The organism is Paenibacillus sp. 2TAB26, assembly GCF_052115145.1.
Classification (GTDB): Bacteria; Bacillota; Bacilli; order Paenibacillales; family Paenibacillaceae; genus Pristimantibacillus.
Window position 1 is genome coordinate 43,662 of sequence record NZ_JBFRGC010000007.1, and the last position, 23,933, is coordinate 67,594.

The following is a 23,933-nucleotide window of genomic DNA, read 5'->3' on the forward strand; positions in this document are numbered from 1 at the left end:
AGAGAAGCCAGTAGAACAATATTAGCCGATACCTAGCGATTACGAGATTATTTGTCTGGTTTAATGAATAGTTCTTATGAACTCGAAATGAATAAAAAAAAGAACGGCAGTAGGCCGTCCATTTTTTTTGAAATATAAGAAAGGATATGATTTACTGTTACTCACCTTATATTTCGTAGTCTAGGCGATATTAAAACTTATTTGCTTGCTGCTCTGACCACTCACCGATGACAGGCAGCTTATTCAGCTTCCCTTGCAGCGTGAGCAGCATGAGGCCAATCCATGCAATGAAAGCGGCTAGACCAAGCAATATCCCTAGCAGCCAACCAATTATCGGGATAAAGCCTAACAAAATATTAGCGGCGATGAAAGCGACCGATAAGACGATAGACTGTACAGCATGCAATCTAACGAAGCGGCTCTTCTTCTCTAGCACAAGGAATATAATGCCGGTTATAAAACCTGCCAGGTAGCAAAGCAAGCCTGCTACTTTCGGATCAAGTCCCGTTGATGAGCTGTCTGGTTGTAAGGATGGAGGTTGATTCAAGAGATTCACCCTTTCTATTTTACCTATACTTGCAATGATTGTATTCGTCATACATTTTCAGTAGACCTCTTTATTTTATAAAATATTATCCAAAATTGGTATCAAAACTTTGTAAAAGGTTTGTAACCTGTTTCGACAAATTATCGTCTAAACTAAAGAATGCGTATTTATAAAAGAATTGATAAGATAGGAGAAGTCATCATATTATGAATAAAATGAATAAACGTAGATGGTTAATTGCTGCATCAGCTGCAGTAGTGCTTCTTGGTGTTGTTGGTTTTTTCAACAGAGGAACATTGGCTATGCTAGGGTTTGATTGGTTTCTGGAAGGTCAGGTAAAGAAGCAGCTCGAGCAATCTTATAAACCTATCGATGGACGGGAACCCGTTCCAGTGAGTACAATTAATAAGAAACAAGATCCATTCTCCATCCTGCTGCTCGGCATTGACCAACGCGGCAAGGAGACTGGACGATCGGATACGATGATCTATACAGTCGTTCGTCCAAATGACGGCGAGATGCTCATGGTTTCCATACCACGTGATACGTATGTAGATATCGTCGGTAAAAATAAAGAGGACAAGATTACGCATGCATACGCTTTTGGCGGTGCGGGAATGGCAATGAACACGGTTGAGAAGTTTCTAGACACACCTATTCAATATTACGCTTCAATTAACTTTGAAGGATTCCGTAACGTGATCGACACGCTTGGCGGAATTTCGCTTCCTATCGAAGAGGATATTGTGAATAAAGATGCTGATCATGAGAAATTTGTCATTAAAGCTGGCCAGGAAACTTACAACGGTAAGGATACACTGAACTATGTTCGTTATCGTGAGGATGCTGGCGGCGATATCAATCGTACAGAGCGTCATCAGATTTTCTTGAATCTTCTTATGGATAAAGCGAAACAAATGAATCAATGGTCCAAAATTCCTGAGCTTATGGATATTATGGGCGATAATTTCAGTACAGATATGCGTCCGCAGCAGCTAGTCGATTTGGGTCAAATCATGCTCATGGCGAAGGATCGCAAAATCTACAGCCATTCGCTGCTTGGTGACGGACATCGCTTGAAGAGCGGCGGAGCTTGGTATTATTTTGCCGATGAAGAAGATTTGTCGAAGGTACAAACCATGATTAAAAACTGGTTAAATGCAGATACACCTGCTTCCAGCTTAATATTGCCTGATAAGTACAATGAAGATAAGGTCAAAGATGTAGGTGCATTATCAAGCAGCGAAACGACGACTAAGCAGCCTTAATGCTGTTTGCTCCGCTCCGTCTTGCTGCTTTAGGACCAATAGGAATGGAAAGAGCAAACGGAACGGAGTGGTTTAAGAAAAATGAATATCGCGTTTTTTTTGTTGCCGAAGCAAGAGGTCGTGTGTGTTACTCAGGATGTAACGTTAAGACAAACGCTAGAGCGTATGGAGTATCATCGCTATACGGCGGTTCCTATCATTAATGATGATGGCGGTTATGCAGGTACGGTTACGGAAGGCGATTTGTTATGGTATTTTAAAAATCATGCTGACTTATCACTGGAACAAACCAATAAGGTGAAGCTAATCGATGTACCGCTTCGAATGAACAACAAGACGGTACGAATTGATGCTAATATGGATGATCTGATCTCGCTGGCAAAGGTGCAAAACTTTGTACCGGTTGTCGATGATATGAACCGTTTTATTGGCATTGTACGCAGAAGCGAGATCATTGATTATTGCCAAAAAATTATTATGGAGCAGCATAATGTGCTTCAAGATAAATAAGAAACGGCAGCGATTGGGATCGTCTTCAGGTACTATTTTCAAACTAGGCAGGGCAATATAATAAGCAATAAGACGGAATAAGCTTGCTGTTCCGTCTTTTTCTTTTATAGGAAGCGCCTAAGCGGACAGTTCGACTAAAGAGTGAGCCTGCTGGAATGTGAGTGATATGTTTAGCTTTTATGCTATAATGAGTTGTAAAAGTTTCGTAAGAAACCAGATTATATAAGCAAGAGGTGAACGGTTTGAGAACCGGCTTGAAACCAGTGCTGTGGAGCTTTGCGGCACTCCTTTTATTATTGTCCCTTCTAGTACCGCTATTTAACGTAATTACCATGCTGCTGCTTATGGTGCCGTATGTCGTGCTGTATACGATACTGTCGCCAAAATCTTTTGTGCTGCATCTGCTTCCGGTATGGGCGCTGGCATTTATTATCGGCGGGCCAGCTACACTTATTATCGGATTATTTTTCCTCATACCGTCTATTGTGATGGGCCACTTGTATATGAAACAAGCGCCTGCCTCAAAGGTTCTTCGGACGGTCAGCGTCGTCGTTCTTGCTCAGTTGATGCTTGAGTTGATCATATTCGAGGCGTTCTTGAATATTTCGCTCATTAAAGAGCTCAGAACATTTATAAGGTCAACAGTCGATGAACTGATGACAAAGCAGCTGCTTCCTACAGAATGGAATTCGGATCTAACTGAGGTTGTTGCTCGTACGATGGTCAATTCTATTCCTGTAACCTTTATTATTATCGCTTTCGTACTCACTGCTATATCGCAATTTATAGCTCGCAGAGCTGTAAAGTGGAGCGGCGGCCCGGAAGTGCCTAGGTTTACGCGTGCCAAAGATTGGCGTTTGCCTCGTATACTCGTTGTGCTTTATTTAATTACTTATGTAATCGAGCTGTTCTCGTCGACGACGAGCGATTCTTTTTTTGCAGTGGCTTTGATGAACTTGGTACCTCTGCTTAGTTATGTTTTTGCGTTTCAGGCTGTCGGATTTTTCTTTTTCCTTGCTCATCAGCGAGGATGGAACAAAGCGGTACCGATTCTTATTGCGATTCCGGTGCTATTGATCCCGCCGCTTAGCTTGATCGGCGTGCTGGATACTGCTTTTCCAATCCGCAAGTCGTTTACGAAACCATAGCACAGGAGCGGATAGGAAATGCCGAAGTTTTTGGTTACACGATGGCACGGAATGCATCAAATGTGGGCCTTTGCATTGATGGTGCTCATGTCAGTGGGACTTGCATGGTTCGAGTGGCTGCTTGGGCTGCTCGGATTACTGCTCACGGCCTTGGTATTGTTTTATACCATAATGGCAGAACGTGCTTTCCGCAAAGATTTGAAATCGTATCTAGGCACGTTGTCCTACCGGGTTAAAAAGGCAGGAAACGATGTCGTCAGCGAACTTCCTTTCGGAATTATTTTATATAACGAAGATCGTATGGTGGAATGGCATAATCCTTATATTGCTAATATGGTGGAGCGGGAAACCGTCATTGGCGTTCCGCTAGCGGAGCTGTTCCCATCATTGCAGCAAGTGAAGGAACGCGAAGGAACGATTGAAGCTACAGTAGGCTCGCAAGTTTACCAGCTGATCTTCAAACAGAAGGAACGCATTCTTTATGTAAAGAACATTACGGATCTGTGGCAGCTTGGCCGCAAATACGATGATGAGAAGCTCGTTATCGGCATTGTAATGATTGATAATCTTGAAGAAGTTACGCAGGGTCTCGACGATCACCAGCGCAGCTCTATGCTCTCGAAGGTGACGACGGAAATTACCGAGTGGGCTCAAAAGTATCATATTTATTTGAAGAGGCTCACGTCGGATCGTTTTCTGCTCGTGACGGATCAAAAAACGTTAAAGCAGCTTGAGCAATCACGTTTTGTCGTGCTGGACGAGGTTAGAGATATTACCGGCGATCACAAAATTCCGGTTACGCTGAGCATCGGTTTTGCGGCAGGGGCTGAGCATATAATCGAGCTCGGTCAATGGGCGCATATGAGTCTTGATATCGCGCTCGGACGAGGCGGCGACCAAGCAGCGGTGAAGGTTGGCAGTCGGCAATCCTTCTATGGCGGCAAGTCGAATGCGGTAGAGAAACGGACACGCGTGCGCGCACGGGTGGTCGCACATGCATTACGTGATCTGATACGCGAGAGCCATAACGTAGTCATTATGGGGCACAAAATGCCCGATATGGATGCGATTGGAGCAGCGATCGGTGTTATGAAGGCAGCGCAGCTGTTCGGCAAGGAAGCTTATATTGTATTAGAAGGCGTAAATCCAGCCATTCAGAAAATGATGGAGCTCATCCGCGAAGACGAGAAGCTGTCCAAACGCTTTGTCTCACCAGAGCAGGCCTCGGCATTGATCACACCTCAGACGCTCGCTGTCGTTGTTGATACGCACAAAGTATCGATGGTAAAGGAGCCTAAGCTGCTTACACAGACCGACCGCATTGTCGTTGTCGATCATCACCGCCGCAGCGAGGAATTTATCGCAAATGCGATATTAATTTATATGGAGCCTTACGCTTCATCAACATGTGAGCTCGTAACGGAGCTGCTGCAATACATCCATGATCGAGTAGTACTCGATGTACGGGAATCAACAGCTTTGCTTGCCGGTATTACGGTAGATACAAAGAGCTTCTCGCTTCGCACTGGTGCGAGAACGTTTGAAGCGGCATCATTCCTGCGCCGTAATGGGGCAGATTCGATGATGATTCAGCGGATGCTGAAAGAGGATCTTGAAGAATACGTGCGCAAGGCTGAAATTATTAAGCATGCTGAGGTGCTTTATGAGCATGTCGCCATTGCAGTAACCGAAAGCGGTCGTAAATATTCGCAGCTGCTCATCGCGCAATCAGCGGATACGCTGCTGAATATGACGGATATACTTGCTTCCTTCGTTATCGGAGAGCGCCAAGATGGACTTATTGGCATTAGTGCGCGTTCATTAGGCCATATGAATGTACAGGTCGTCATGGAGAGAATGGGCGGAGGCGGACATTTGACGAATGCTGCCGCTCAGCTGGAAGGCTCTGTGGTGGAAGTAGCGGAGCGTTTGAAACAAGTGTTAGAAGAAATTGAAAAGGAAGAGGGGTTATTTGAATGAAAGTAATCTTTTTGCAGGATGTTAAAGGACAAGGGAAAAAAGGGCAAGTAAAGGATCTGTCCGAAGGGTATGTACGTAATTTTCTATTGCCGCAAGGGCTTGCGAAGCTGGCATCCGACGGCAACCTGAAGACGCTTGAAGTACAGCATGCTTCTGAACAGAAGCGCAAGGATAAAGAAAAGCAGGACGCGCAAGAACTAGGCAAGAAGCTTGAAGAGATGACCATCGTAATTAAGACAAAAGCAGGCGAGGGCGGCAGACTATTTGGTGCCATTACGAGCAAACAAATTGGCGAAGCATTAGCGGCGAAAGGCATTAAAGTAGATAAACGCAAAATCGAGCTTGATGATCCAATCCGTACGCTGGGTGTTACACAAGTCGTTGTGAAGCTTCACCCTGAAGTGAAAGCGAAGCTGAACGTGCAGGCGTCTGAAGAATAGAGCAGTCTAAAGTATAAGCCAAGGTTTGTTACAGAACCTTGGCTTATGCTTACGAAGTAGGCTTTTATGTAAGACTTAGCTATATGCTTACGATGTAGGTTTTCTTCGAAAACCTTAGCGTATGCTTACGAAGTAGGTTTGCTATGCAAACCTTTTAGGAGGGGCCCATGAGCACTGAATTGATGTTTGATCGTGTTCCACCGCAAAACTTAGAAGCGGAACAAGCTGTTATCGGAGCGATATTGCTGCAATCAGAAGCCTTGATTACAGCGATGGAGCGCGTGCGCAGTGAAGACTTCTACAGCGGTCCTCACAGACAAATATATGAGGCGATGGTTGAAATCGCAGAGAACAACCAGCCGGTTGATCTCGTGACCTTGACAGCGCATTTGCAGGATCAGCATTTGCTTGAGGAAATTGGTGGAGTCAGCTATTTGGCGAAGCTTGCCAACTCGGTGCCAACCGCAGCAAACGTTGACTACTATGCACAAATTGTAGAAGAGAAGTCGATGCTGAGGCGCCTTATTCGCACAGCAACAAACATCGTATCCGATGGTTATGCGAATTCAGAGGATGTTGGTGTACTTCTCGGAGATGCAGAGAAACAAATTCTCGAAATATCGAACCGCCGCTCTGGTAGCGGGTTCATCTCCATTAGAGACGTATTGATGGAGGTATTCGAGAAGGTAGAGCAGCTGTACCAGGATAAAGGCGGCACAACAGGCATTCCATCCGGATTTACCGATCTGGATCGGATGACGGCCGGCTTCCAGCGAAGCGACTTGATCATCGTTGCTGCCCGTCCTTCTGTAGGTAAAACGGCATTCGCGCTTAACGTTGCACAAAATGTTGGCGTTCGCGCACGCGAGACCGTCGCGATCTTTAGTCTGGAGATGTCAGCGGCACAGCTTGTACAGCGTATGATTTGCGCAGAAGCAAATGTAGACGCCCAGCGGATGCGGACAGGGCACCTCGAAGGCGATGACTGGGAAAAGCTGACGATGGCGATTGGATCGCTTTCGGAGGCACAAATCTTTATTGATGATACACCGGGCATTACGGTCGCAGAAATTCGCGCCAAATGCCGTCGCTTGAAGAAGGAAAAAGGGCTAGGCATGATCATGATAGACTATTTGCAGCTGATCTCCGGCCGCGGTAAAGCGGGCGAGAATAGGCAGCAAGAGGTATCCGAAATTTCACGTACACTGAAGCAAATTGCGCGTGAGCTTGAAGTTCCCGTTATTGCACTTTCTCAGCTGAGCCGGGGCGTTGAGCAGCGGCAAGACAAACGTCCGATGATGTCCGACCTTCGGGAATCGGGATCTATCGAGCAAGATGCTGATATCGTATCGTTCCTTTACCGGGATGATTATTATGACAAAGAGTCTGAGAAAAAAGATATTATCGAGATCATTATCGCTAAACAGCGGAATGGACCGGTAGGTACGGTTGAGCTCGTGTTTCTCAAAAAGTACAATAAATTCGTAAGTATCGATCGCGCGCATCAAGATCCGATGCAAGCGTCGTGAATATCCGAACAATTGCATGTGTAGTTATGCAATTGTTCGTTTTTCGTTTGACTTCTCGATGTTGGACTGCTACACTATTAATGCTGTCTTTTGACTTGTGACACGGGCCCTTTTATAAAAGGTTTGCTGGTGTATAAAGCATTGGGACGGTAATTTTCGGTGCTTATAAACACCGGACGGGGGTATAATTATGTCTACGGTTGTTGTAGTTGGTACACAGTGGGGAGACGAAGGTAAAGGCAAAATCACTGATTACTTGGCAGAGGGAGCCGACGTCGTCGCTCGTTACCAAGGAGGAAACAATGCCGGACACACCATCCTTATTGATAACAAAAAATATAAATTGACGATGATTCCATCGGGTATTTTCAATCATGATAAAACTTGCGTCATCGGTAACGGAATGGTTATTAATCCGGAAGCTCTGATTGACGAAATTAACTATATTCACGAAAATGGCTTCTCTACTGATAATTTGAAAATTAGCGATCGCGCTCATGTCATTATGCCTTATCACCTTGTACTTGACGGTCTTGAAGAGGATCGTAAAGGCGATAATAAAATCGGCACAACTCGCAAAGGGATCGGCCCTTGCTACATGGATAAAGCGGCACGCAACGGCATTCGTATTGCTGATTTGATGGATGCTGAGGAATTTGAATCCAGAGTTCGCAGCATTATCATCGAGAAAAACCAATTGATTGAGCAAGTATATGGCGGAGCGCATCTTAATGCGGATTCCATCGTTGCCGACTATCTTGGTTTTGCAGAAGTGCTTCGCAAATATGTAACAGATACTTCTGTTATTCTAAACGATGCTATCGATGCTGGTCAGAAGGTTTTGTTCGAAGGCGCTCAAGGCGTTATGCTTGATATTGACCAAGGAACTTATCCGTACGTAACATCATCCAACCCATCAGCTGGCGGAGTTTGTATCGGTTCTGGCGTTGGTCCGTCAAAAATCCAGCAAGTTATTGGTGTTGCTAAAGCATACACAACTCGTGTAGGCGATGGTCCCTTCCCAACAGAGCAAGACAACGAAATCGGTCAAATGATTCGTGACAAAGGTCATGAATACGGTACAGTAACAGGTCGTCCACGCCGCGTTGGCTGGTTCGATACGGTAGTTGTTCGTCATGCACGCCGCGTTAGCGGTATTACAGGCCTTTCTCTGAACTCGCTAGACGTTCTTACAGGCCTTGAAACAGTTAAAATTTGCACAGGCTACAAATTGCGCGGCGAAGTGATTGATACTTACCCAGCAAGCCTCAAAATGGTATCAGAGTGCGAAGCGATTTACGAGGAGCACCCAGGCTGGTCAGAGGATATCTCTGGCGCGAAAACACTTGAGGATCTTCCAGTGAATACACGCAATTACTTGAACCGTGTATCCGAGCTTACAGGTATTCCAATTGCGATCTTCTCCGTTGGCCGTAACCGTGAGCAAACGAACCCTGTTCGTCCGATTTACGAATAAAATGTTTTTTACAAAGGGTGGCCTGCGGGCCATCCTTTTTTTTGTATATAAATGTTGAAAACTCGCTTTAAAACACTCAATTATAGGAAATTAATAGAGTTTAGAAGAATGGTTGTCCCTAATGTTGACCATAATGATATATAACAGATTATGGCAATTGCGGCTGCTAAATAACAATTTGACAGCTGCTGGACGAAGGGATTGGTGCGGCAATGTTGAAAAAAGTAGAATGGCTGGCGAAAATTGTAGCAGCAGGATTAATCGTAAGTTTCTTATCCATTTGGACGACGGGATATATTGTAACCAGCTATGTGGAAACGATATTAAAACAATTCAATTTACCGCTTGAAGTGCCGCCGATGGCAATGTCAGGCGTATGGGGCAAACTATGGGGAGCAGATCCGCTAGTAACGACGGATATTGCAGATAAAGAAGAGAAGAAGACTATAGCTGATGGTGAGGATACTCCAGCAACAGATGCAGGTGAAAATGAGCAGACTGATCCACCGGCAGCCATCGACGCCTTTGGGCAAGCAACGGATGCTCCGCTTACCGATATGGGCATTGGCGGGGGCACCGAAGCAGGAAGTGGAGCAAAACCTGAAGATGGCAGTGTTGAAGAGGGAACAGCAGGTGTTGATGATACCGAGACAGCGATGACAACGGATGATTTGACTGAGGTAAAGGATCAAATGAGCGATGAGGATAAAGAAAAATTATTCAGTCTGCTTATGACAAAATTACCGCAAGAATCGTGGCAAACGATCTCTCAATATATCGAAAATGGGCTGACAGAACAAGAGTTGACAGAGATTCAACAAATAATGGCACAACATCTCGACAAGACCGAATATGGGCAAATGATGGAGATTCTGAAAAAATATTAATATTGTGAATAGGGTGTAAAGGTTGCTCCAATTGTTGGGCATATGTTACAGTATTAGGCGAACGATCCGACAGGATAATTCGTCTTTTTTTATGTCGGAAATCGGAAAAAAAGTTGCATTAGCGCGAAAAGGAGACAATCATGACCGTTTTCAGGGACAAGGGTCGGATTCAGAAAGTATGGAATCAAGCGATTCAGTACTTTCGGCATGACCGATCGCAACAACTGGATGGCAAGACACAGCAACAATCCGCAAGTGATCAGGCAAACAAGCCGTTTTGGCGAAAAAAGCCGGTTCAGTTAGCGGGCGGGGCGCTCGTACTCCTCACAGTAGCCGGATTTAGCGGAATCCAATATGTTCAAGCAAACACAGTCGAATTTTATAACGTATATATGAATGGAACAGCCGTTGGAACCGTAAGTGATCCACAAGAAGTAGAGCAGCTAGTTTTGCTGGAAACCGAAGAGGTTCAGCAAGCTAACCCGGGCATTAACATGGTGCTTGATACAGGAACAATTACCTATGAGCCTGATCATGCATTCAAAGGAACTCCAGAAACTGCTGGTACGCTGGACAAGCTTGAAGGGTTGTTTACCTCTCATGCGGTTGGTGTCGAAGTGAAGGTTGATGGAAAAGTCATCGGCATTGTGAAAGACCAACAGACAGCAGATGAAGTTTTATTGCGTGTGCAAAGCAAGTTTGCACCGAAGCTTGCCGCAGCGAAGAAGGAAGCAAAGGAAGTGAAGTCGCTTTCGTTCAATGCAAAAGATGCAAAGCCGCCAGCGCTTGATTCGAAGGCAGCCTCTAAGCAGCCTGGGCGTGAAGTGACAGAAGTTGAATTCATTGAAGCGGTAATGATGGAATCAATTGATACCGATCCAGAACAGATCATGGAAGCAGAAGCCATTTATAAGATGCTCGTTCAAGGCAGTATTCAACCAACTAAATATACGGTACAAGCAGGCGATTGCGTCGGCTGTATCGCACAGAAATTTGATATTTCCCCAGAGGTTATTTATAAGAATAACGCATGGATTAAAGATGATAAGATAACGATTGGTGATGTTCTTGATCTAACGGTGCTCCAACCGGAGCTCACAGTAAAGACAACCGAGAATTTAGTTGAAGTAGAAACGATTGAACCACCCGTTGAAATTATGAAAAATGCGAGCATGCGTGTAGGCGAGTCGAAGACGATAGCAAATGGTACGGCTGGCTCTAAACGTATGACTTATCGTATCGTGAAGCAAAACGGTTACGTCGTATCCGAAGAGCTTCTCACGAAAGAAGTAATTAAAGAAGCGACTCCAAAAATTGTTGAACGAGGAACGAAGGTTGTTTTGGGAGAAGGATCAGGACGTTTTGCAATGCCTGTCTCCGGATCTAGAATGACTAGTAAGTTCGGGAAACGCTGGGGACGCATGCATAACGGTATTGACCTTACTGGCAACAAGAACATTCTTGCATCCGATACAGGAAAAGTTGAGTTTGTTGGAACGAAGCCAGGTCTAGGCAAAACGGTTATTATCAATCATAAGAACGGCTACAAAACCGTATACGGTCACCTTAGCTCTTACAATACCAAAGTAGGGGATATTGTTGAGAAGGGTGAAAAGATTGCTATCATGGGCAGTACAGGAAACTCTACTGGCGTTCATTTGCATTTTGAAGTACACAAGGACGGCGTTTTGCAAAATCCATTAAAGTACTTATAACATATACCCATAATTTACTAGAGAGAAACACTTTTGCTATAAGCGAAGTGTTTCTTTTTTTTGCGTATATAAATGTTGTGTATGGACATGGAGTATTTAACTTATTCATGCAGTGATGGCGGACTGAGGAAAAACCTTTCAACATGAGGGAAGTTTCATTGTGAAGCAAGGGATAACAGTGTTAAAATAGAAGGTAATAAAAAGGACAAGCGACGGGCGGGTGTAGCGATGCACGGAAAAATATTAGTGGTCGATGACGAACAGCCGATTGCAGATATTATAAAGTTTAATTTGGAGAAGGAAGGGCATCAGGTTATTTGCGCTTTCGATGGCGGTGAGGCGGTACGGCTTGCGTTCGAGGAGCTTCCTGATCTTATTTTGCTGGACCTGATGCTGCCTGTAAAGGACGGTATGGATGTATGCCGCGAGGTTCGCGCCAAGCTGCAAATGCCAATCATTATGCTGACGGCCAAGGATACGGAAATTGATAAGGTGCTTGGGCTTGAGCTGGGCGCTGATGATTATGTGACAAAACCATTTAGCACAAGGGAATTGCTCGCGCGAGTGAAGGCGCATCTGCGCAGGCAGCAAAAGACAGAAGAAGCTGCAAGCGGTGATCATGCTGGCACTGCCGATCATTCCGCCGAGCAGGAGCAGCAGGGCTTTAAGCTGTTCAACCTATTTGTGGATACTGATATGTATGTCGTTTATAAGGACGGCGTACCGCTTGATCTGACTCATCGTGAGTATGAGCTCGTTTATTATATGGCCCGCAACAGCGGCAAGGTGATGACGCGGGAGCATTTGCTTCAAGCAGTATGGGGATTTGAGTATTTCGGAGACGTGCGAACGGTTGATGTTACGATTAGAAGATTGCGCGAGAAGATAGAGGATGATCCAAGTCGCCCTGAGTACATTATGACACGGCGCGGTCTTGGCTATATGATGCGCAACTCCAAGTCCGGAGGCTTCGGCCCAGGATGAAGGGCAAAAGTTTTTTTCGCACAATCCAAGTAAAGCTGGTCATCATCTATTTGCTGCTTATATTGGTGGCTATGCAGTTGATCGGTGTTTATTTTATAAGTACGGTCAAAAACTCCTTAATTGACAGCTTCACGAAAAATTTGAAGGAGCAAGCGGATATCTTATCTAAGTTTGCAGCTCCGAGCTTAGCGGCTAAACCAGATACTGAGGGTGATTCTGCGGAAAGCACGACAGAGGATCTTAGTTTGGTCGTTCGCAATCTGTTCAGCATTAGCGGCGCCGAGGTGCAGGTGCTTGATTCGAACGGGAAGATGGTAGCGACGTCCGTTCAAAGCAACGAGACCTATATTGGCCAGAAGAACAAATCGCTTGCTGTAAGCCGGGCACTTCAGAACATTACAGACAATGAGCAAGAAATTATAGATGATGATAATACACGCAAAAAGATGATTGCCCAGCCAGTGACGATTAATGACAACAAGGTGGTTGGGGTTGTATATGTCGTTGCGTCGATGAACGAGCTGTATGAGACCGTCAACAGGGTCAATCAGATATTTTTCTCAGGGACACTTATTGCGCTTGGTCTCACTGGTGTGCTTGGCATATTGCTTGCTCATACCATTACGAGCCCGATTCAAGGTCTGACGAGGCAAGCAGAGGCGATTTCACAAGGGAAATTCGATCTGCAGGTGCCCGTGCTTGGCGATGATGAGATTGGCAGCTTGAGCGTTGCCTTCAACGATATGACGATTCGGCTTAAAGAAGCTCTATCGGTAAATGAAGAGGAAAATGAGAAGCTGAATTCCGTTCTCTCCAACATGAGCGATGGCGTTGTTGCAGCGGATGAGAACGGCAAGGTCATCGTATGGAATAGGAGAGCACTAGAATTGCTCGACGTACGCTCCTGTGAAGGACTTGAGTTGTCCGAGCTGTTCGATCTATCCGAGGAACGGCTCGAAGAGCTGCAGCAAGGGCGCGGTCAGACACTGCTTATTGAACGTGATGAGGATGGGCAGGAGATGAACGATAATGATGAGGGGCTGCTTAAAGTAACATTTACGCCTATTCATCGTCGGGATAAGGGCATTACCGGAACGATTGCTGTCTTGCAGGATGTGACAGAACAAGAGAAACTTGAGCAATCGCGGCGTCAGTTTGTCGCGAATGTATCGCATGAGCTGCGTACACCGCTTACTACAATTAAGAGTTATGCAGAAGCACTTAATGACGGTGCACTGGATGAACGGGAGTTATCCGAGCGGTTTGTTGGCGTTATTCGCAATGAAACGGAGCGGATGATTCGGCTCGTCACAGATCTGCTGCATTTGTCGCGGCTCGATTCAAACCAAGCGCCGCTGCGCCGCAGACAGACAAATGTTCATGACATGCTTGATGAAGTGGCAGATCGTTTCTCATTTCAGCTTAGGCAGAAGTCGATTAAAGCCGCAGTGAGCGTTGATCAAGGGCTGGAGTCCGCTTGGCTGGATCGCGATCAGATTGATCAGGTGCTTGATAATTTATTCTCCAATGCAATCAAATATACGCTGGACGGTGGAACGATTGAATTAACGGCGAAGAAGCCGGCCGATTCGGCATCACTTTCAATTAGTGTGAAGGATACTGGCATTGGAATTCCGAAAAAGGATTTGAATCGTATTTTTGACCGCTTCTATCGTGTAGATAAAGCTCGCTCACGCAATATGGGCGGAACAGGCCTTGGGCTTTCGATTGCCCGGGAAATTGTGAAGGCACATAGCGGTACGATTTCACTTGATTCCGAGCTAAATGAAGGAACTACGGTTACATTTACTCTTCCACTTCTACAGGAAGGGGGCGAGCTGGCATGAAAGAAAAAATAAAGACAACAACGCTTATCCTGCTAGTCGTGCTTAGTCTCCTTCAAAGCTATTTGCTTGCATACAGCATGCCTGGTCTTGGCGCTACGGTAAGAAGCGATCAGGATTATGTTAATTCGGAGCCAATAGGAAAACCGACAAGCGTAGAGAGTGTTATTTTTCCAGAAGCGTTAGTTATCCACTTAGGCGGCAATAAGCATACCATCATCTATCCGGGGACACAGTTCTACGAGATGATTCTTAACCAGCGCATTCAGGGTAGAGAATTTAAAGGGTTCCAGCGAAGCCCTTCGGATGTGCTCAACTGGGAAGAAATTCGCAAAAATGATATCGGTATCGAGCTTCGCTTTGATAACGGCATTCCAGTAGAGCTGCTGCAGAAGCTGCTTAAGCTGGAAGGTGATTTGCTGTTCTTGAACGAAACGATTGACCGCATCTGGATCTTCAAGACGTCGGGCACCGAGGAAATTCGAACGTTCTTTTTTAGCGCTGATGGCGAGATGGTTTACGAGTCCGTTCGTGCGGATCTGACAGTACGCGATGTGCAGGACTATGTGGGGTTCGGTCAGTTCCAGCCTAAGTACACCATGACAGCAGACGGTCTTTATATACCGGTTGCGCCGATTCAGTCAACGGAAATCGTATTTCCTTACGAGACGTATTCGCCGGATTTGATGAAACGAAGCTTATTTTTCGATCAAAGCACAACAAGAGCAATTGAAGACCGAGGCGGTTCGCAAATTTATACAGACGGCAAGCGGGGATTGCAGGTAGAACAGAACGGCAAGTGGATCAGCTATACAGATCCAAGCGCTCCGCAAATTACGGAAAACTTGCTTAGCGACAATGTGTATGCCTCAGTAGATTTTGTCAATCAGCATGGCGGATGGGACGGCACACATCGTTTTGTGAATGCTATGCCAGGCAGCGAAGGCAAGGATATTAGATTTAAGCAATATGTCGAGCAGTATCCTGTTATGGACACGAAGCCGTTCCGCTATGGGTACATGAGATTGAGGCTTCAGCAAGGTGTCGTAACCGAATATTCGAGAACACTTATTACGCTTGGAGCGCAGTCGGAATCGAGGAATGTTCGTTGGTTGTCAGGCGGGGAAGAGCTGGAGAAAACGCTCAGTAATTACGATAGACGCAGTGAAGTGACAGCATTGTTCCCAGCGCTGCAAGCAGCTCCGATCGATGAGAACAGACTTCGGTTCATACCGGTATGGGCTGTTCGCTTGAAAGACGGTACGGAAGAAATATTGGTAGAGGCTTATCGAAGTGGATTTACACCGCCTGAGCAGAAGGATGAGGACGCTGTGCAAGGTGAGGCTGATGGCAATTCAGATAAGCCAAATGATACGACAGCTACAGCAGCTAATGCTGCAGGAGCCGTAAGCTTATCAGCAGGTGCGAGCCAGATTCGTTCGCTTAATGGACCATAGAAATAGGATACGAAAACAGGAGGTGAAGGCGATTGGATTGGGGACGAGCGAAAAACGTGCTTATTATTTCGTTTTTGCTGCTCAATGTATTACTTGGTTATCAGCTATGGCTGGATATCAGGGAACAGTTGAACATTAATGTAAATACGGCGGAGCTGCCGCAGGATAAGTTACTGCTCATGCAGCAGAAGCGTATTTCGTTAGAAGCCAATCTGTCGCTGGAAACACCTGAGCTCAAGGACTTAACTTATTTGCTCCACTCTGACAGCCGCAAAAATGCGGAGCCAGTTATATTGAAAGAGCCGGTGGATAGTACGATCATCTATTCCAAAAAAGAATTAATAAAGACACTGGGAGATCGTATTCCTGAGCTTGATCAATATGCATTTGATTTGCTGAACAGCAGTGTAGGCGAGTCTGTTTTTTATCGAGTAGTAGAAGGACGTCCGATGTTTGATGTGAAGCTGAAGCTTTTTATTAAAGATCAGAAGATTACTTCTTTTTTGCAGGATCGCGTAGAGCTGCTTGGATCAGGTGAAGCCAAGCAGGTACTGCCAGCTGCCAAGGTGGTAGCGAGCTTGATTGAAACTTATTTACCCGATGGTGCGGTCATTACCGATATCCAGCTTGGCTATAAAGGACAAATCTTTGATTCGGAGCGTCAAGTGTCGGTGCCGTCATGGCGTGTTATGCTGGAGGACGGCCATCTGTTTTACGTGCATGCCATCAGCGGCGAGGTTGCAACGGATGATGAGCAAGGGGAAGCGGCAGCGAACGGTTTACGTTAACGGGAGCAGGAGAAGGGACAGGAAAAAGCAATTATGGGACTTCGATTTACAGTACTAGGAAGCGGATCGACCGGCAATGCAACCATCGTGCAGGGGAATGACAAGATGGTCATTGTAGATGCCGGTATGAGCGCGAAGAAGCTGGATGAACTCATGCGCGAGCGCGGAGTAATGGGTCATCAATTGGACGGGCTGTTCGTCACACATGAGCATTCCGATCATATTAAGGGATTGGGAGCTTTTGCAAGGAAATATGATTTGCCCATTTATGCAAATGAGGCAACGTGGGCTGCAATGGAGAGGCATGTTGGCACGATTGCTCCAGAGAAGCGAGTGTTTATGGAAACAGGTGAAGAGGTCAACCTCGGTTCAATGGCCATTCAATCGTACCCGATCTCTCATGACGCGGCAGAGCCTGTAGGTTATTGCTTTGTAGAGAATGGCGAGAAGCTGAGCCTAGCTACTGACCTTGGGTATGTAAGTGAAAAGGTCAAACGTCAAATTATTGATTCCGATGTGCTTGTGCTTGAGGCCAATCACGATACGGAAATGCTTCGCATGGGGCGTTACCCGTGGAATACGAAGCGCCGGATATTGAGCGATGTTGGCCATTTATCCAATGTGGCTGCAGGCGAAGCGCTGCTAGAGCTTATGACAGATCGAACGAAACGCGTTTATTTGGCTCATTTGAGCCTTGACCATAATTTAATGGATTTGGCAATGCTGACCGTGAATACTATATTAGAGGACCATGGAATATTTTATAAGAAAGAAGAACACCCTCTACGCGCAACCTATCACGACCGACCTACGTCATGGGATGTAGTGAAGCAGAAATAAGGGATTCCAGCTGTGCATCAAGCGCATCCGCTTTAGCACTTAGCTCTTCTCTAGTAAGTATGCCCTTATCTATAAACAATTCTAGCATCGCACTTAAGGTGAGAACGGTACGGTAGTGATCATCCTTTAAATCTGCTAGCTTTGCAGCAAGCTGAACATGTTCCCAAGCGACAGGCGTTTTGGATTTCATATATCATTTCTCCTTTATTGGAACGACTTTTGAAGCGCAACAAAAAACTTCTGATAAGCATCGCATGATTCTATTATTATTTTAGTCATTTCTTCCGAAAACATTCCTAGATTCAAAAAAATAGTCTTGATGTCCGAGGCATTGAGAGGGGCGATAGTAATGAGCTTATTCGACGACGATTTTTATTCAACCAAAGTATCCAAGCGTGCTGCTCGCGAGAGTAAGAAAGGAGACTTTGCATTTCGATATAAGAGCGGTGGACGCAAGTGGTCCAACGTTCGTATTGCATTTGTATCTTCTATCACGAGCGCGGTAGCTGCAACGTTGTTGTTCGGTGCTGTGTTTGGCGGCGGAGGCAGTGGTACGACCAGCGGCGGCGGTGCTGCACCTGTAACGGGTGGTATACAAGTGATTGATCCGCTTGAGCGTCCTATACAGGCTTCAGCGAAAGTAAGACCGGCCGTCGTAAGCGTCATTAATCAGCAAATGTTCTCTCTTGGCATTGGAAAAGACAAATCGCAGCCGGAAAAAGAAGCAGGCAAAGGTACACTTCGTGAAGCGGGTGTTGGCTCAGGTGTAATCATTAGCAAGAAAGATGGCAAAGCGATTATTATTACGAATTACCACGTCATTGATCAGGCACAAGCGGTAAAGGTTGTACTGATGAATGGAGAAGCGCGAGAGGCACGTATTGTCGGTAAAGATCAAATTACGGATCTTGCTGTGCTGGAAATTGACGCAAAAGGAATCGAAGTCGTTGCAGAAATTGGCGATTCGTCGGCGCTTCGCCCTGCTGAATATATTATTGCGATCGGCAACCCGCTCGGACTCGGAGAGTCTGTCACAACGGGCAGCGTGAGCAAGACAAGACAAATTGTACCGGTATCACTTAATCAAGATGGTGTGTACGACTGGGAACAAGAGGTTATTCAGATTGATGCATCCATAAACCAAGGAAACAGCGGCGGACCGCTGATCGATTTAAATGGACGTGTAGTTGGCATCAACAGTATGAAAATAGCTGATCTTGGCGTAGAGGGCATTGGCTTTGCTATCCCAATCAATCTGGCTATGCCGATTGTTGAAAGCTTAATTAAGCTGGGCCATGTGCCGCGACCATATCTTGGCGTATACACGATGGATTTGGAGCAATATTGGGAGCAGCAGGACTTTGAGGATGCGTACAGCAACCCTGGCGAAGGCGGGATTTTGCCGGAGGGCGATGTTCCTCATGACGAAGAAGAGGCTGACCCAGGTGAAGATCAGATTCTTGAGGGCGGACAGAAGCTTACGCTGCCAGACGAGGTTTACGATGGTGTAATCGTGCTTGAAGCGGTTGGCCCTGCTAAGGATGCAGGTTTGCTGTTCAATGACGTGATCGTTAAGCTGGATCGTCATCCGATCAGCAGTACGATGGACCTTCGCAAATACTTGTACCAACAGAAGAAGATTGGTGACGAGATTGAGATTAGCTTTTACCGTGATGGGAAGCTGAAGGTTACGAAGTTTAAGCTGGCTGAGAAGACAGATGAGGAATAAGTTCGAGTGCATAAGCTGGATAAAGTTTAGTTAGTTGAAGCTTATTGAGCTGGAATTTTAGGATTAGCTCGAAGGAGCCGCGGTATGCAAATGGTAACCCATTTGTGTGCTGCGGTTTTTTTTGTGCGTGGATGTGGGGAGCATACTGGTAAGGGGATCGTGCGGAGATAATACGAAAATTGTCGTCTTCACATGGAGAGGCGTTTTCTGATATGCTGTGTATAGACAATAAGGACGACCATCAACTAGGGATAGGAAGCGTGCAGACGATGTATTGTGTATGTAAAGAGCATATTGAGAAAGCATTGGACCGTTTTGTAGATGAGTATGAGGATGCACCAGACGTAGTAGATCTGAAGGAAACACAATTCGCAGATTGGGATCCACCGCGCAAATGTGATTTTTGTGAAGAACCAGCTACTTTTTTGGTGGTTTAACTGACCGTAGAGCAGGATCTATAGGGTTATGTCCGTATAGCGTGAAGGTATGAAGAAAGACTCGAATATTGAGGAATAAAGGCTCTCATGTTCGGAGAGCATATCGGACTGAAGGGAATATCCGAGATATAGAGGATTTAAAGGACAAAAGCGCAGCGGACTGAAAAATAGATCCGAGATGATAAAGGGAAGTGTAAGGATTGCATATACAGATAGCTGCTGTTGGTAAGCTGAAGGAAAAGTACTTAGTGCTTGGCATAGCGGAATATGCCAAGCGGTTAGGGCCTTACGTGAAGCTTACGCTCACGGAAGTGCCCGATGAGAAGGCGCCGGAGACGATGAGTGCGGCGGAGGAAGCGATTGTGCGCGAGCGAGAGGGCGAGAGGCTTCTAGCGCAGCTGAAGCCTGATGCGCATGTTGTCGCGCTCGCGCTGGATGGCGAGCTCTGGTCAAGCGAGGATCTCGCGGGCCAGCTCGATAAATTAGCCACGTATGGGCGAAGCCACGTGGCTTTTGTTATTGGCGGGAGTACGGGATTGTCTCCCGCTGTGATGAAGCGCGCCCAGCAGAAGCTGAGCTTTGGGCGCATGACCTTGCCGCACCAGCTGATGCGTCTGGTGCTGATTGAGCAGATTTATCGCGGAGTGAAGATAAATCGGGGGGAACCGTATCATAAGTAAGCACAAAGTCGTCGTTAATTGAAGCGTCAAAGAACAATTCAATGTCTTTGACGCTTCTTTCGTCGGGGTTGTTCCCAACGTTAACAGTGATCTTGTTTATGATTGAGTGAAGTAAGTCTTTGTTGAAATATAGGTTTTGGGAAGAAAAGCATAGACGCATGACTTATATTGGGATTGTTTTCCCAGATGAATATAAATTAAACAATAGAGTATATCTCAAGGATATACTCTCCGAAAAGGATGGAGTTATGTATCGCATACTACAGTCTCAAATTGAAGTAGAGGACTAAAGTGTAAATATATCAATATAAAATTGAAAGAAGGATGAGCATAATGGATTTTGAAGGTTTGTTTATTAAGAAAATAACAGTAGAAAATAACTTCAGTTATAAGTCTCTATACAATGATGATAGAGGAGCAGTTTATAAAGACGAATATAAGTCATTGATAAGAGAAGCTATGACGAAAGGCATCATCACTGTTGAAAAATTTTTGATTGCTGAGGATGTTCAGGATGAATTATACCAAATTAGTGAGGATTCGAAGGGCTTAAAATATACTCTGGTTGAGTTGCTGAAAGATTACCATAGTGAGTCCAACTTTGTAATTTCTCCGCTGATATACTTATTGAAGAAATTAGACCCTAATTTCTCTCTAGCTATAAAAGAAGAAAAATTAGAAGTAGTCTCGGATGTGATTAGTATTGAAATTAGACCAAGAATTGATGGCATGAACGCAACACCTAGAATATACTTCCCAAAAGAGAAAGTTGCTATTGCAGTAACAAATGATAATATCGAAAACTTAGGAGATATATTGGCAGTAGAAGGTGTGAGTGTATATATAATTGGCACGGATGACCGTTCAAACGTTATTTATGCTTTTAAGGTGAATAGGGCTAGTAAATATTTTGAGGTGGCTAAAGGATATAAGCAAAGTGTAGTAACGGAGTTATTTAGTAAGGTAAGGGATATAGAAATATAAAGGGGAATATGAATATGGCTATCAACATCTTTGTAAGTAGACCTAATGCATTAGATAACAATCAAAGGTCTACTGTTCAAATACTACAAGAGTTACTAGAAACAAGAGGTATGAGTGCAAGAACAATAGGTGCAACAGATTTCCCGAATGTTTCTCCAATGAAGGCAGTTGAGCATTTAATGAAAGAATGTTCTGGAGCAGTAATTTTAGGTTTCCCACAATTAATAGTACAGAAGGGTATCTCTAAACCTAATACCCAACAGGAAACAAGCATTAAGAATAAATTTCTACCAACCCCTTGGAACCATATTGAATCTTCAATGGCTTTTATGTTACAGCTACCTATGTTGGTGATACGGAACCAAGGGGTTGAGGGCGGAATTTTTGATGTTGGAACAACGGGACACTTTATACATACATTTGACTTAAATAATCAAGACTGGGTAAAGGAGCATAGCTTCCTTCAGCCTTTTAACGAATGGCACAAGGAAGTTCTAAGGAAGTAGATAAAGTGAACATAGGTGGAAGAGGTTGAACATGGAAAAGCTATGGTCGTTGTATGAAGATATACTGAATAAGTATGGTTTAGTAATAACTGATGATATAAAAATACAATTTAAAGAGAAACTATGGGGTGCTGCGTACGAATATCATCCACAGTTAGTAGTTTGGAGCAATGGTAAGAATGACTTATTACTCGATTCAATAAAAACCAAGGAATTACCGTTTGATTTATTTCTATTTACATTAATGCGGTTTGGAAACTATCACGAACAATTCATTTATGCACGGCAAGTGACTGCACATCGAATTGTTGAATCCTTTCATTCTTTTTTGATTCTATTAAAAGAAGAGAAGTATTCATCTTTAGGTGGACTGTTACGAATGTTCTTAGAAAGCATAGCGATGTTCGAAAAAGCACTAAGGAAAACTCAATTTAATATTTCTAAAATTGAAAAATCTTTAAGTAGGGCAATTAATCAGAGGGGAAATTCAGATACAATTGATCTAGGCAGGAATCATCTATTAGAAGCCCAAAACCATTTTACTGAATTTGAAAATGATCTGAATAAAATAGTCACTGAAACCTATGTTGACTGGAAGCAATATAGTTTAAACGGGGACTTACAGGAATATCAAGTAAAAGAAGGTTTTTTTGACCCTAGCCCTCAAATGGGATACAGCGAGACAATAATTAAAATGGAAACAAAGTTAAAGCCTCATAAGGGAGAATCATGGGGGATGTTGTATACCTTCCTCTGTGATTTTACTCATCCGTCTGTTGGATCCAGAATTAGCGGTCTTGATTTTAATCGCTCAAAGATACATAAAAATGGTGATCTCTGGACCAGAGAAATGTACTTTAATAGTGTTTCAGTAGAAAATGAACTACTTTCTAGTGTAACGAAGGATCTCGTTTATTTTTCATATGACTTGCTAAAGCTTTATCTTGATATAAACAAGCAATTTGAGGGACTTTACAAACGAGTGAAAAACAGTTCGCAATTATTAGTCAGGAATACACTCTTTTATAAAAACAAACAAAATTCAAAAACTTATACTATGTTGAAGAAAAGAGTTAATCCATATAATAAATGTATTTGTTTTGGCGACAGCAGGTTTAAATTTTGTTGTGGCAATGAGGAGAATTGGTAGGATCTTTTTAACGATATGCCAGATGAAATTAATTAGTTATAAATTGAAGATACAAAACCACCCCCATGTTCGGGAGTGGTTTTGTCCTTAAATGCGAATATATATTTTGTGGTCAAACAGTACTTTGTGCTTAGATACATTACGCTGAACCGTATCACAAGTAGGGCGAATTGCTTAGGTATAGTTTATCGGAGGGCAAAAATTAATTGTAAGTAAATTGTCTTTTTACATCAACCGGTAAATTCGAATTACATTAAATTACCCAAATATGGTAATATAGATATACAATAAACCCGCGAAAGGTAGGTATAAAGGCATGGCAATAAGAGGAAGGAATTTTGCATTGCGGAATAGTCAAGGACAGTTCGAGTCTTTTTCCGCACACAACTTTACTGGAAAAAATGTATGCATCTTTTTATCGCATATTAGTGTTGATAAAGCTGCAGTAACCCAAATAGGAGACTATATACAGGATGCTGGCTTTAACATTTACTTGGATATTAATGATGAAAACCTTCAAAGAGCAGTAGCTGAAAACGATGCAGCTAGAATAACAGCTGCTATTGAGAAAGGTGTGTCAAATTCTAGTCATATGATGTGCATTGTTAGTGAAGCCACTAAAGATTCATGGTGGGTACCATACGAAGTTGGTTATGGAAAAAAGAGCAACAAGGAACTGTCTACCCTTGCACTTCGGAATGTAACCAGTCTTCCAGATTATTTGAAGATAACATATAAAATCGAAGGTGTTATTGGATTAAATAAATACCTCAATTCAATTAGGAAAGGATCAACTTCTTATGAGTATCTCACTGAATCTACAAACTATTATCACAGCTTAAACCCTTATTTAAAAACTGATAGGTAATGTTTACAAGAGGCAAGATATACAGGAGATAATTAAAACTGTTGTTAATTGGGCTGCTCCTACTTTAACTATTTAATCTGTCTAATTAAGAAATTATTCGAATTCATACTGATCTACTTGCATTTTTCAACAAATCAAAACTTATGCGTAACTTTGTCAATAAGA

Annotated in this window: 23 protein-coding genes; 21 read left to right on the top strand and 2 right to left on the bottom strand. The window is 44.1% G+C overall.

The genetic code is table 11. From position 1 onward, the window contains the following. Nucleotides 1-190: 190 nt before the first annotated feature. Complete coding sequence (locus AB4Z50_RS09015; RefSeq protein ID WP_441878104.1) at nt 191-598, bottom strand: DUF4870 domain-containing protein; 408 nt, start codon at nt 596-598, stop codon at nt 191-193. A 155-nt stretch (nt 599-753) separates the two neighbouring features. Here AB4Z50_RS09015 and AB4Z50_RS09020 point away from each other — a divergent pair, with 155 nt between their 5' ends. The 14 genes from AB4Z50_RS09020 (at nt 754) to AB4Z50_RS09085 (ending at nt 17,414) form a co-directional block, all read left to right on the top strand. Beyond that, a complete protein-coding gene (locus tag AB4Z50_RS09020; protein ID WP_441878106.1) occupies nt 754-1,815 on the top strand; it encodes an LCP family protein in 1,062 nt (353 codons plus the stop codon). Between the two features lie 81 nt (nt 1,816-1,896). Then, nucleotides 1,897-2,325, top strand: coding sequence for a CBS domain-containing protein (locus AB4Z50_RS09025; protein ID WP_076266562.1), 429 nt, complete (start codon nt 1,897-1,899; stop codon nt 2,323-2,325). Nucleotides 2,326-2,567: 242 nt separating this feature from the next. Next, nucleotides 2,568-3,473, top strand: coding sequence for a DUF2232 domain-containing protein (locus AB4Z50_RS09030; RefSeq protein ID WP_076266561.1), 906 nt, complete (start codon nt 2,568-2,570; stop codon nt 3,471-3,473). Nucleotides 3,474-3,491: 18 nt separating this feature from the next. Continuing rightward, entirely contained in the window at nt 3,492-5,453 is a 1,962-nt protein-coding gene (locus AB4Z50_RS09035) for a DHH family phosphoesterase (RefSeq protein ID WP_076266560.1), read from the top strand. After that, complete coding sequence (rplI, locus tag AB4Z50_RS09040; protein ID WP_076266559.1) at nt 5,450-5,893, top strand: 50S ribosomal protein L9; 444 nt, start codon at nt 5,450-5,452, stop codon at nt 5,891-5,893. The genes AB4Z50_RS09035 and rplI overlap by 4 nt, the downstream gene beginning before the upstream one ends. Nucleotides 5,894-6,060: 167 nt before the next feature. Continuing rightward, nucleotides 6,061-7,422 carry a replicative DNA helicase gene (gene dnaB / locus AB4Z50_RS09045; RefSeq protein WP_076266558.1) on the top strand — a complete coding sequence of 454 codons (1,362 nt, stop codon included), beginning with the start codon at nt 6,061-6,063 and terminating at the stop codon, nt 7,420-7,422. Between the two features lie 190 nt (nt 7,423-7,612). After that, nucleotides 7,613-8,899: an adenylosuccinate synthase gene (locus AB4Z50_RS09050; protein ID WP_441878110.1), complete on the top strand. Its 1,287-nt coding sequence runs from the start codon at nt 7,613-7,615 to the stop codon at nt 8,897-8,899. A 212-nt stretch (nt 8,900-9,111) separates the two neighbouring features. After that, the gene (locus AB4Z50_RS09055) at nt 9,112-9,786 is read left to right on the top strand and encodes a hypothetical protein (protein WP_441878112.1); all 675 of its coding nucleotides are present in this window, start codon (nt 9,112-9,114) and stop codon (nt 9,784-9,786) included. A 140-nt stretch (nt 9,787-9,926) separates the two neighbouring features. Next, a complete protein-coding gene (locus AB4Z50_RS09060) occupies nt 9,927-11,501 on the top strand; it encodes a peptidoglycan DD-metalloendopeptidase family protein (protein ID WP_441878114.1) in 1,575 nt (524 codons plus the stop codon). 228 nt (nt 11,502-11,729) lie between these two features. Continuing rightward, a complete protein-coding gene (gene yycF / locus AB4Z50_RS09065) occupies nt 11,730-12,485 on the top strand; it encodes a response regulator YycF (RefSeq protein WP_441878116.1) in 756 nt (251 codons plus the stop codon). Beyond that, a complete protein-coding gene (gene walK / locus AB4Z50_RS09070; protein ID WP_076266553.1) occupies nt 12,482-14,332 on the top strand; it encodes a cell wall metabolism sensor histidine kinase WalK in 1,851 nt (616 codons plus the stop codon). Before yycF ends, walK begins: the two co-directional genes overlap by 4 nt. Beyond that, nucleotides 14,329-15,786, top strand: a complete 1,458-nt coding sequence (locus AB4Z50_RS09075; protein WP_441878119.1) for a YycH family regulatory protein — start codon at nt 14,329-14,331, stop codon at nt 15,784-15,786. The genes walK and AB4Z50_RS09075 overlap by 4 nt, the downstream gene beginning before the upstream one ends. Nucleotides 15,787-15,818: 32 nt before the next feature. Then, nucleotides 15,819-16,574, top strand: a complete 756-nt coding sequence (yycI, locus tag AB4Z50_RS09080; RefSeq protein ID WP_441878121.1) for a two-component system regulatory protein YycI — start codon at nt 15,819-15,821, stop codon at nt 16,572-16,574. Nucleotides 16,575-16,607: 33 nt separating this feature from the next. Next, the gene (locus AB4Z50_RS09085) at nt 16,608-17,414 is read left to right on the top strand and encodes an MBL fold metallo-hydrolase (protein WP_076266550.1); all 807 of its coding nucleotides are present in this window, start codon (nt 16,608-16,610) and stop codon (nt 17,412-17,414) included. On the opposite strand, the gene AB4Z50_RS09090 is transcribed toward AB4Z50_RS09085, so the two are convergent. Continuing rightward, nucleotides 17,383-17,604, bottom strand: a complete 222-nt coding sequence (locus AB4Z50_RS09090; protein WP_076266549.1) for a hypothetical protein — start codon at nt 17,602-17,604, stop codon at nt 17,383-17,385. The genes AB4Z50_RS09085 and AB4Z50_RS09090 overlap by 32 nt on opposite strands. Nucleotides 17,605-17,763: 159 nt before the next feature. Here AB4Z50_RS09090 and AB4Z50_RS09095 point away from each other — a divergent pair, with 159 nt between their 5' ends. The 7 genes from AB4Z50_RS09095 (at nt 17,764) to AB4Z50_RS09125 (ending at nt 23,768) form a co-directional block, all read left to right on the top strand. Continuing rightward, nucleotides 17,764-19,143 carry a S1C family serine protease gene (locus tag AB4Z50_RS09095; protein WP_441878124.1) on the top strand — a complete coding sequence of 460 codons (1,380 nt, stop codon included), beginning with the start codon at nt 17,764-17,766 and terminating at the stop codon, nt 19,141-19,143. 269 nt (nt 19,144-19,412) lie between these two features. Next, entirely contained in the window at nt 19,413-19,580 is a 168-nt protein-coding gene (locus AB4Z50_RS09100; RefSeq protein WP_063847536.1) for a CxxH/CxxC protein, read from the top strand. Nucleotides 19,581-19,780: 200 nt separating this feature from the next. Beyond that, nucleotides 19,781-20,260 (top strand): 23S rRNA (pseudouridine(1915)-N(3))-methyltransferase RlmH, encoded by a 480-nt coding sequence (rlmH, locus tag AB4Z50_RS09105; RefSeq protein ID WP_339205773.1) that lies wholly within the window; start codon nt 19,781-19,783, stop codon nt 20,258-20,260. Between the two features lie 333 nt (nt 20,261-20,593). Beyond that, a complete protein-coding gene (locus AB4Z50_RS09110) occupies nt 20,594-21,244 on the top strand; it encodes a hypothetical protein (RefSeq protein ID WP_441878126.1) in 651 nt (216 codons plus the stop codon). Between the two features lie 14 nt (nt 21,245-21,258). After that, nucleotides 21,259-21,750: a hypothetical protein gene (locus AB4Z50_RS09115; RefSeq protein ID WP_441878128.1), complete on the top strand. Its 492-nt coding sequence runs from the start codon at nt 21,259-21,261 to the stop codon at nt 21,748-21,750. A gap of 31 nt (nt 21,751-21,781) precedes the next feature. Next, nucleotides 21,782-22,900, top strand: coding sequence for a hypothetical protein (locus AB4Z50_RS09120; RefSeq protein ID WP_441878130.1), 1,119 nt, complete (start codon nt 21,782-21,784; stop codon nt 22,898-22,900). 316 nt (nt 22,901-23,216) lie between these two features. Then, nucleotides 23,217-23,768 (top strand): toll/interleukin-1 receptor domain-containing protein, encoded by a 552-nt coding sequence (locus AB4Z50_RS09125; protein WP_441878132.1) that lies wholly within the window; start codon nt 23,217-23,219, stop codon nt 23,766-23,768. Nucleotides 23,769-23,933 lie beyond the last annotated feature (165 nt).

What these genes read in the sequence shown, in the direction of transcription:
- AB4Z50_RS09100 (WP_063847536.1), top strand. Translation starts at nt 19,413, where the DNA reads ATGTATTGTGTATGTAAAGAGCATATTGAGAAAGCATTGGACCGTTTT.
- AB4Z50_RS09090 (WP_076266549.1), bottom strand. Translation starts at nt 17,604, where the DNA reads ATGAAATCCAAAACGCCTGTCGCTTGGGAACATGTTCAGCTTGCTGCA.
- AB4Z50_RS09035 (WP_076266560.1), top strand. Translation starts at nt 3,492, where the DNA reads ATGCCGAAGTTTTTGGTTACACGATGGCACGGAATGCATCAAATGTGG.
- AB4Z50_RS09120 (WP_441878130.1), top strand. Translation starts at nt 21,782, where the DNA reads ATGGAAAAGCTATGGTCGTTGTATGAAGATATACTGAATAAGTATGGT.
- AB4Z50_RS09075 (WP_441878119.1), top strand. Translation starts at nt 14,329, where the DNA reads ATGAAAGAAAAAATAAAGACAACAACGCTTATCCTGCTAGTCGTGCTT.
- AB4Z50_RS09110 (WP_441878126.1), top strand. Translation starts at nt 20,594, where the DNA reads ATGGATTTTGAAGGTTTGTTTATTAAGAAAATAACAGTAGAAAATAAC.
- walK (WP_076266553.1), top strand. Translation starts at nt 12,482, where the DNA reads ATGAAGGGCAAAAGTTTTTTTCGCACAATCCAAGTAAAGCTGGTCATC.
- AB4Z50_RS09025 (WP_076266562.1), top strand. Translation starts at nt 1,897, where the DNA reads ATGAATATCGCGTTTTTTTTGTTGCCGAAGCAAGAGGTCGTGTGTGTT.
- AB4Z50_RS09115 (WP_441878128.1), top strand. Translation starts at nt 21,259, where the DNA reads ATGGCTATCAACATCTTTGTAAGTAGACCTAATGCATTAGATAACAAT.
- AB4Z50_RS09095 (WP_441878124.1), top strand. Translation starts at nt 17,764, where the DNA reads ATGAGCTTATTCGACGACGATTTTTATTCAACCAAAGTATCCAAGCGT.
- AB4Z50_RS09125 (WP_441878132.1), top strand. Translation starts at nt 23,217, where the DNA reads ATGGCAATAAGAGGAAGGAATTTTGCATTGCGGAATAGTCAAGGACAG.
- AB4Z50_RS09020 (WP_441878106.1), top strand. Translation starts at nt 754, where the DNA reads ATGAATAAAATGAATAAACGTAGATGGTTAATTGCTGCATCAGCTGCA.
- rplI (WP_076266559.1), top strand. Translation starts at nt 5,450, where the DNA reads ATGAAAGTAATCTTTTTGCAGGATGTTAAAGGACAAGGGAAAAAAGGG.
- AB4Z50_RS09015 (WP_441878104.1), bottom strand. Translation starts at nt 598, where the DNA reads ATGACGAATACAATCATTGCAAGTATAGGTAAAATAGAAAGGGTGAAT.
- AB4Z50_RS09050 (WP_441878110.1), top strand. Translation starts at nt 7,613, where the DNA reads ATGTCTACGGTTGTTGTAGTTGGTACACAGTGGGGAGACGAAGGTAAA.
- AB4Z50_RS09060 (WP_441878114.1), top strand. Translation starts at nt 9,927, where the DNA reads ATGACCGTTTTCAGGGACAAGGGTCGGATTCAGAAAGTATGGAATCAA.
- dnaB (WP_076266558.1), top strand. Translation starts at nt 6,061, where the DNA reads ATGAGCACTGAATTGATGTTTGATCGTGTTCCACCGCAAAACTTAGAA.
- AB4Z50_RS09055 (WP_441878112.1), top strand. Translation starts at nt 9,112, where the DNA reads ATGTTGAAAAAAGTAGAATGGCTGGCGAAAATTGTAGCAGCAGGATTA.
- yycF (WP_441878116.1), top strand. Translation starts at nt 11,730, where the DNA reads ATGCACGGAAAAATATTAGTGGTCGATGACGAACAGCCGATTGCAGAT.
- AB4Z50_RS09085 (WP_076266550.1), top strand. Translation starts at nt 16,608, where the DNA reads ATGGGACTTCGATTTACAGTACTAGGAAGCGGATCGACCGGCAATGCA.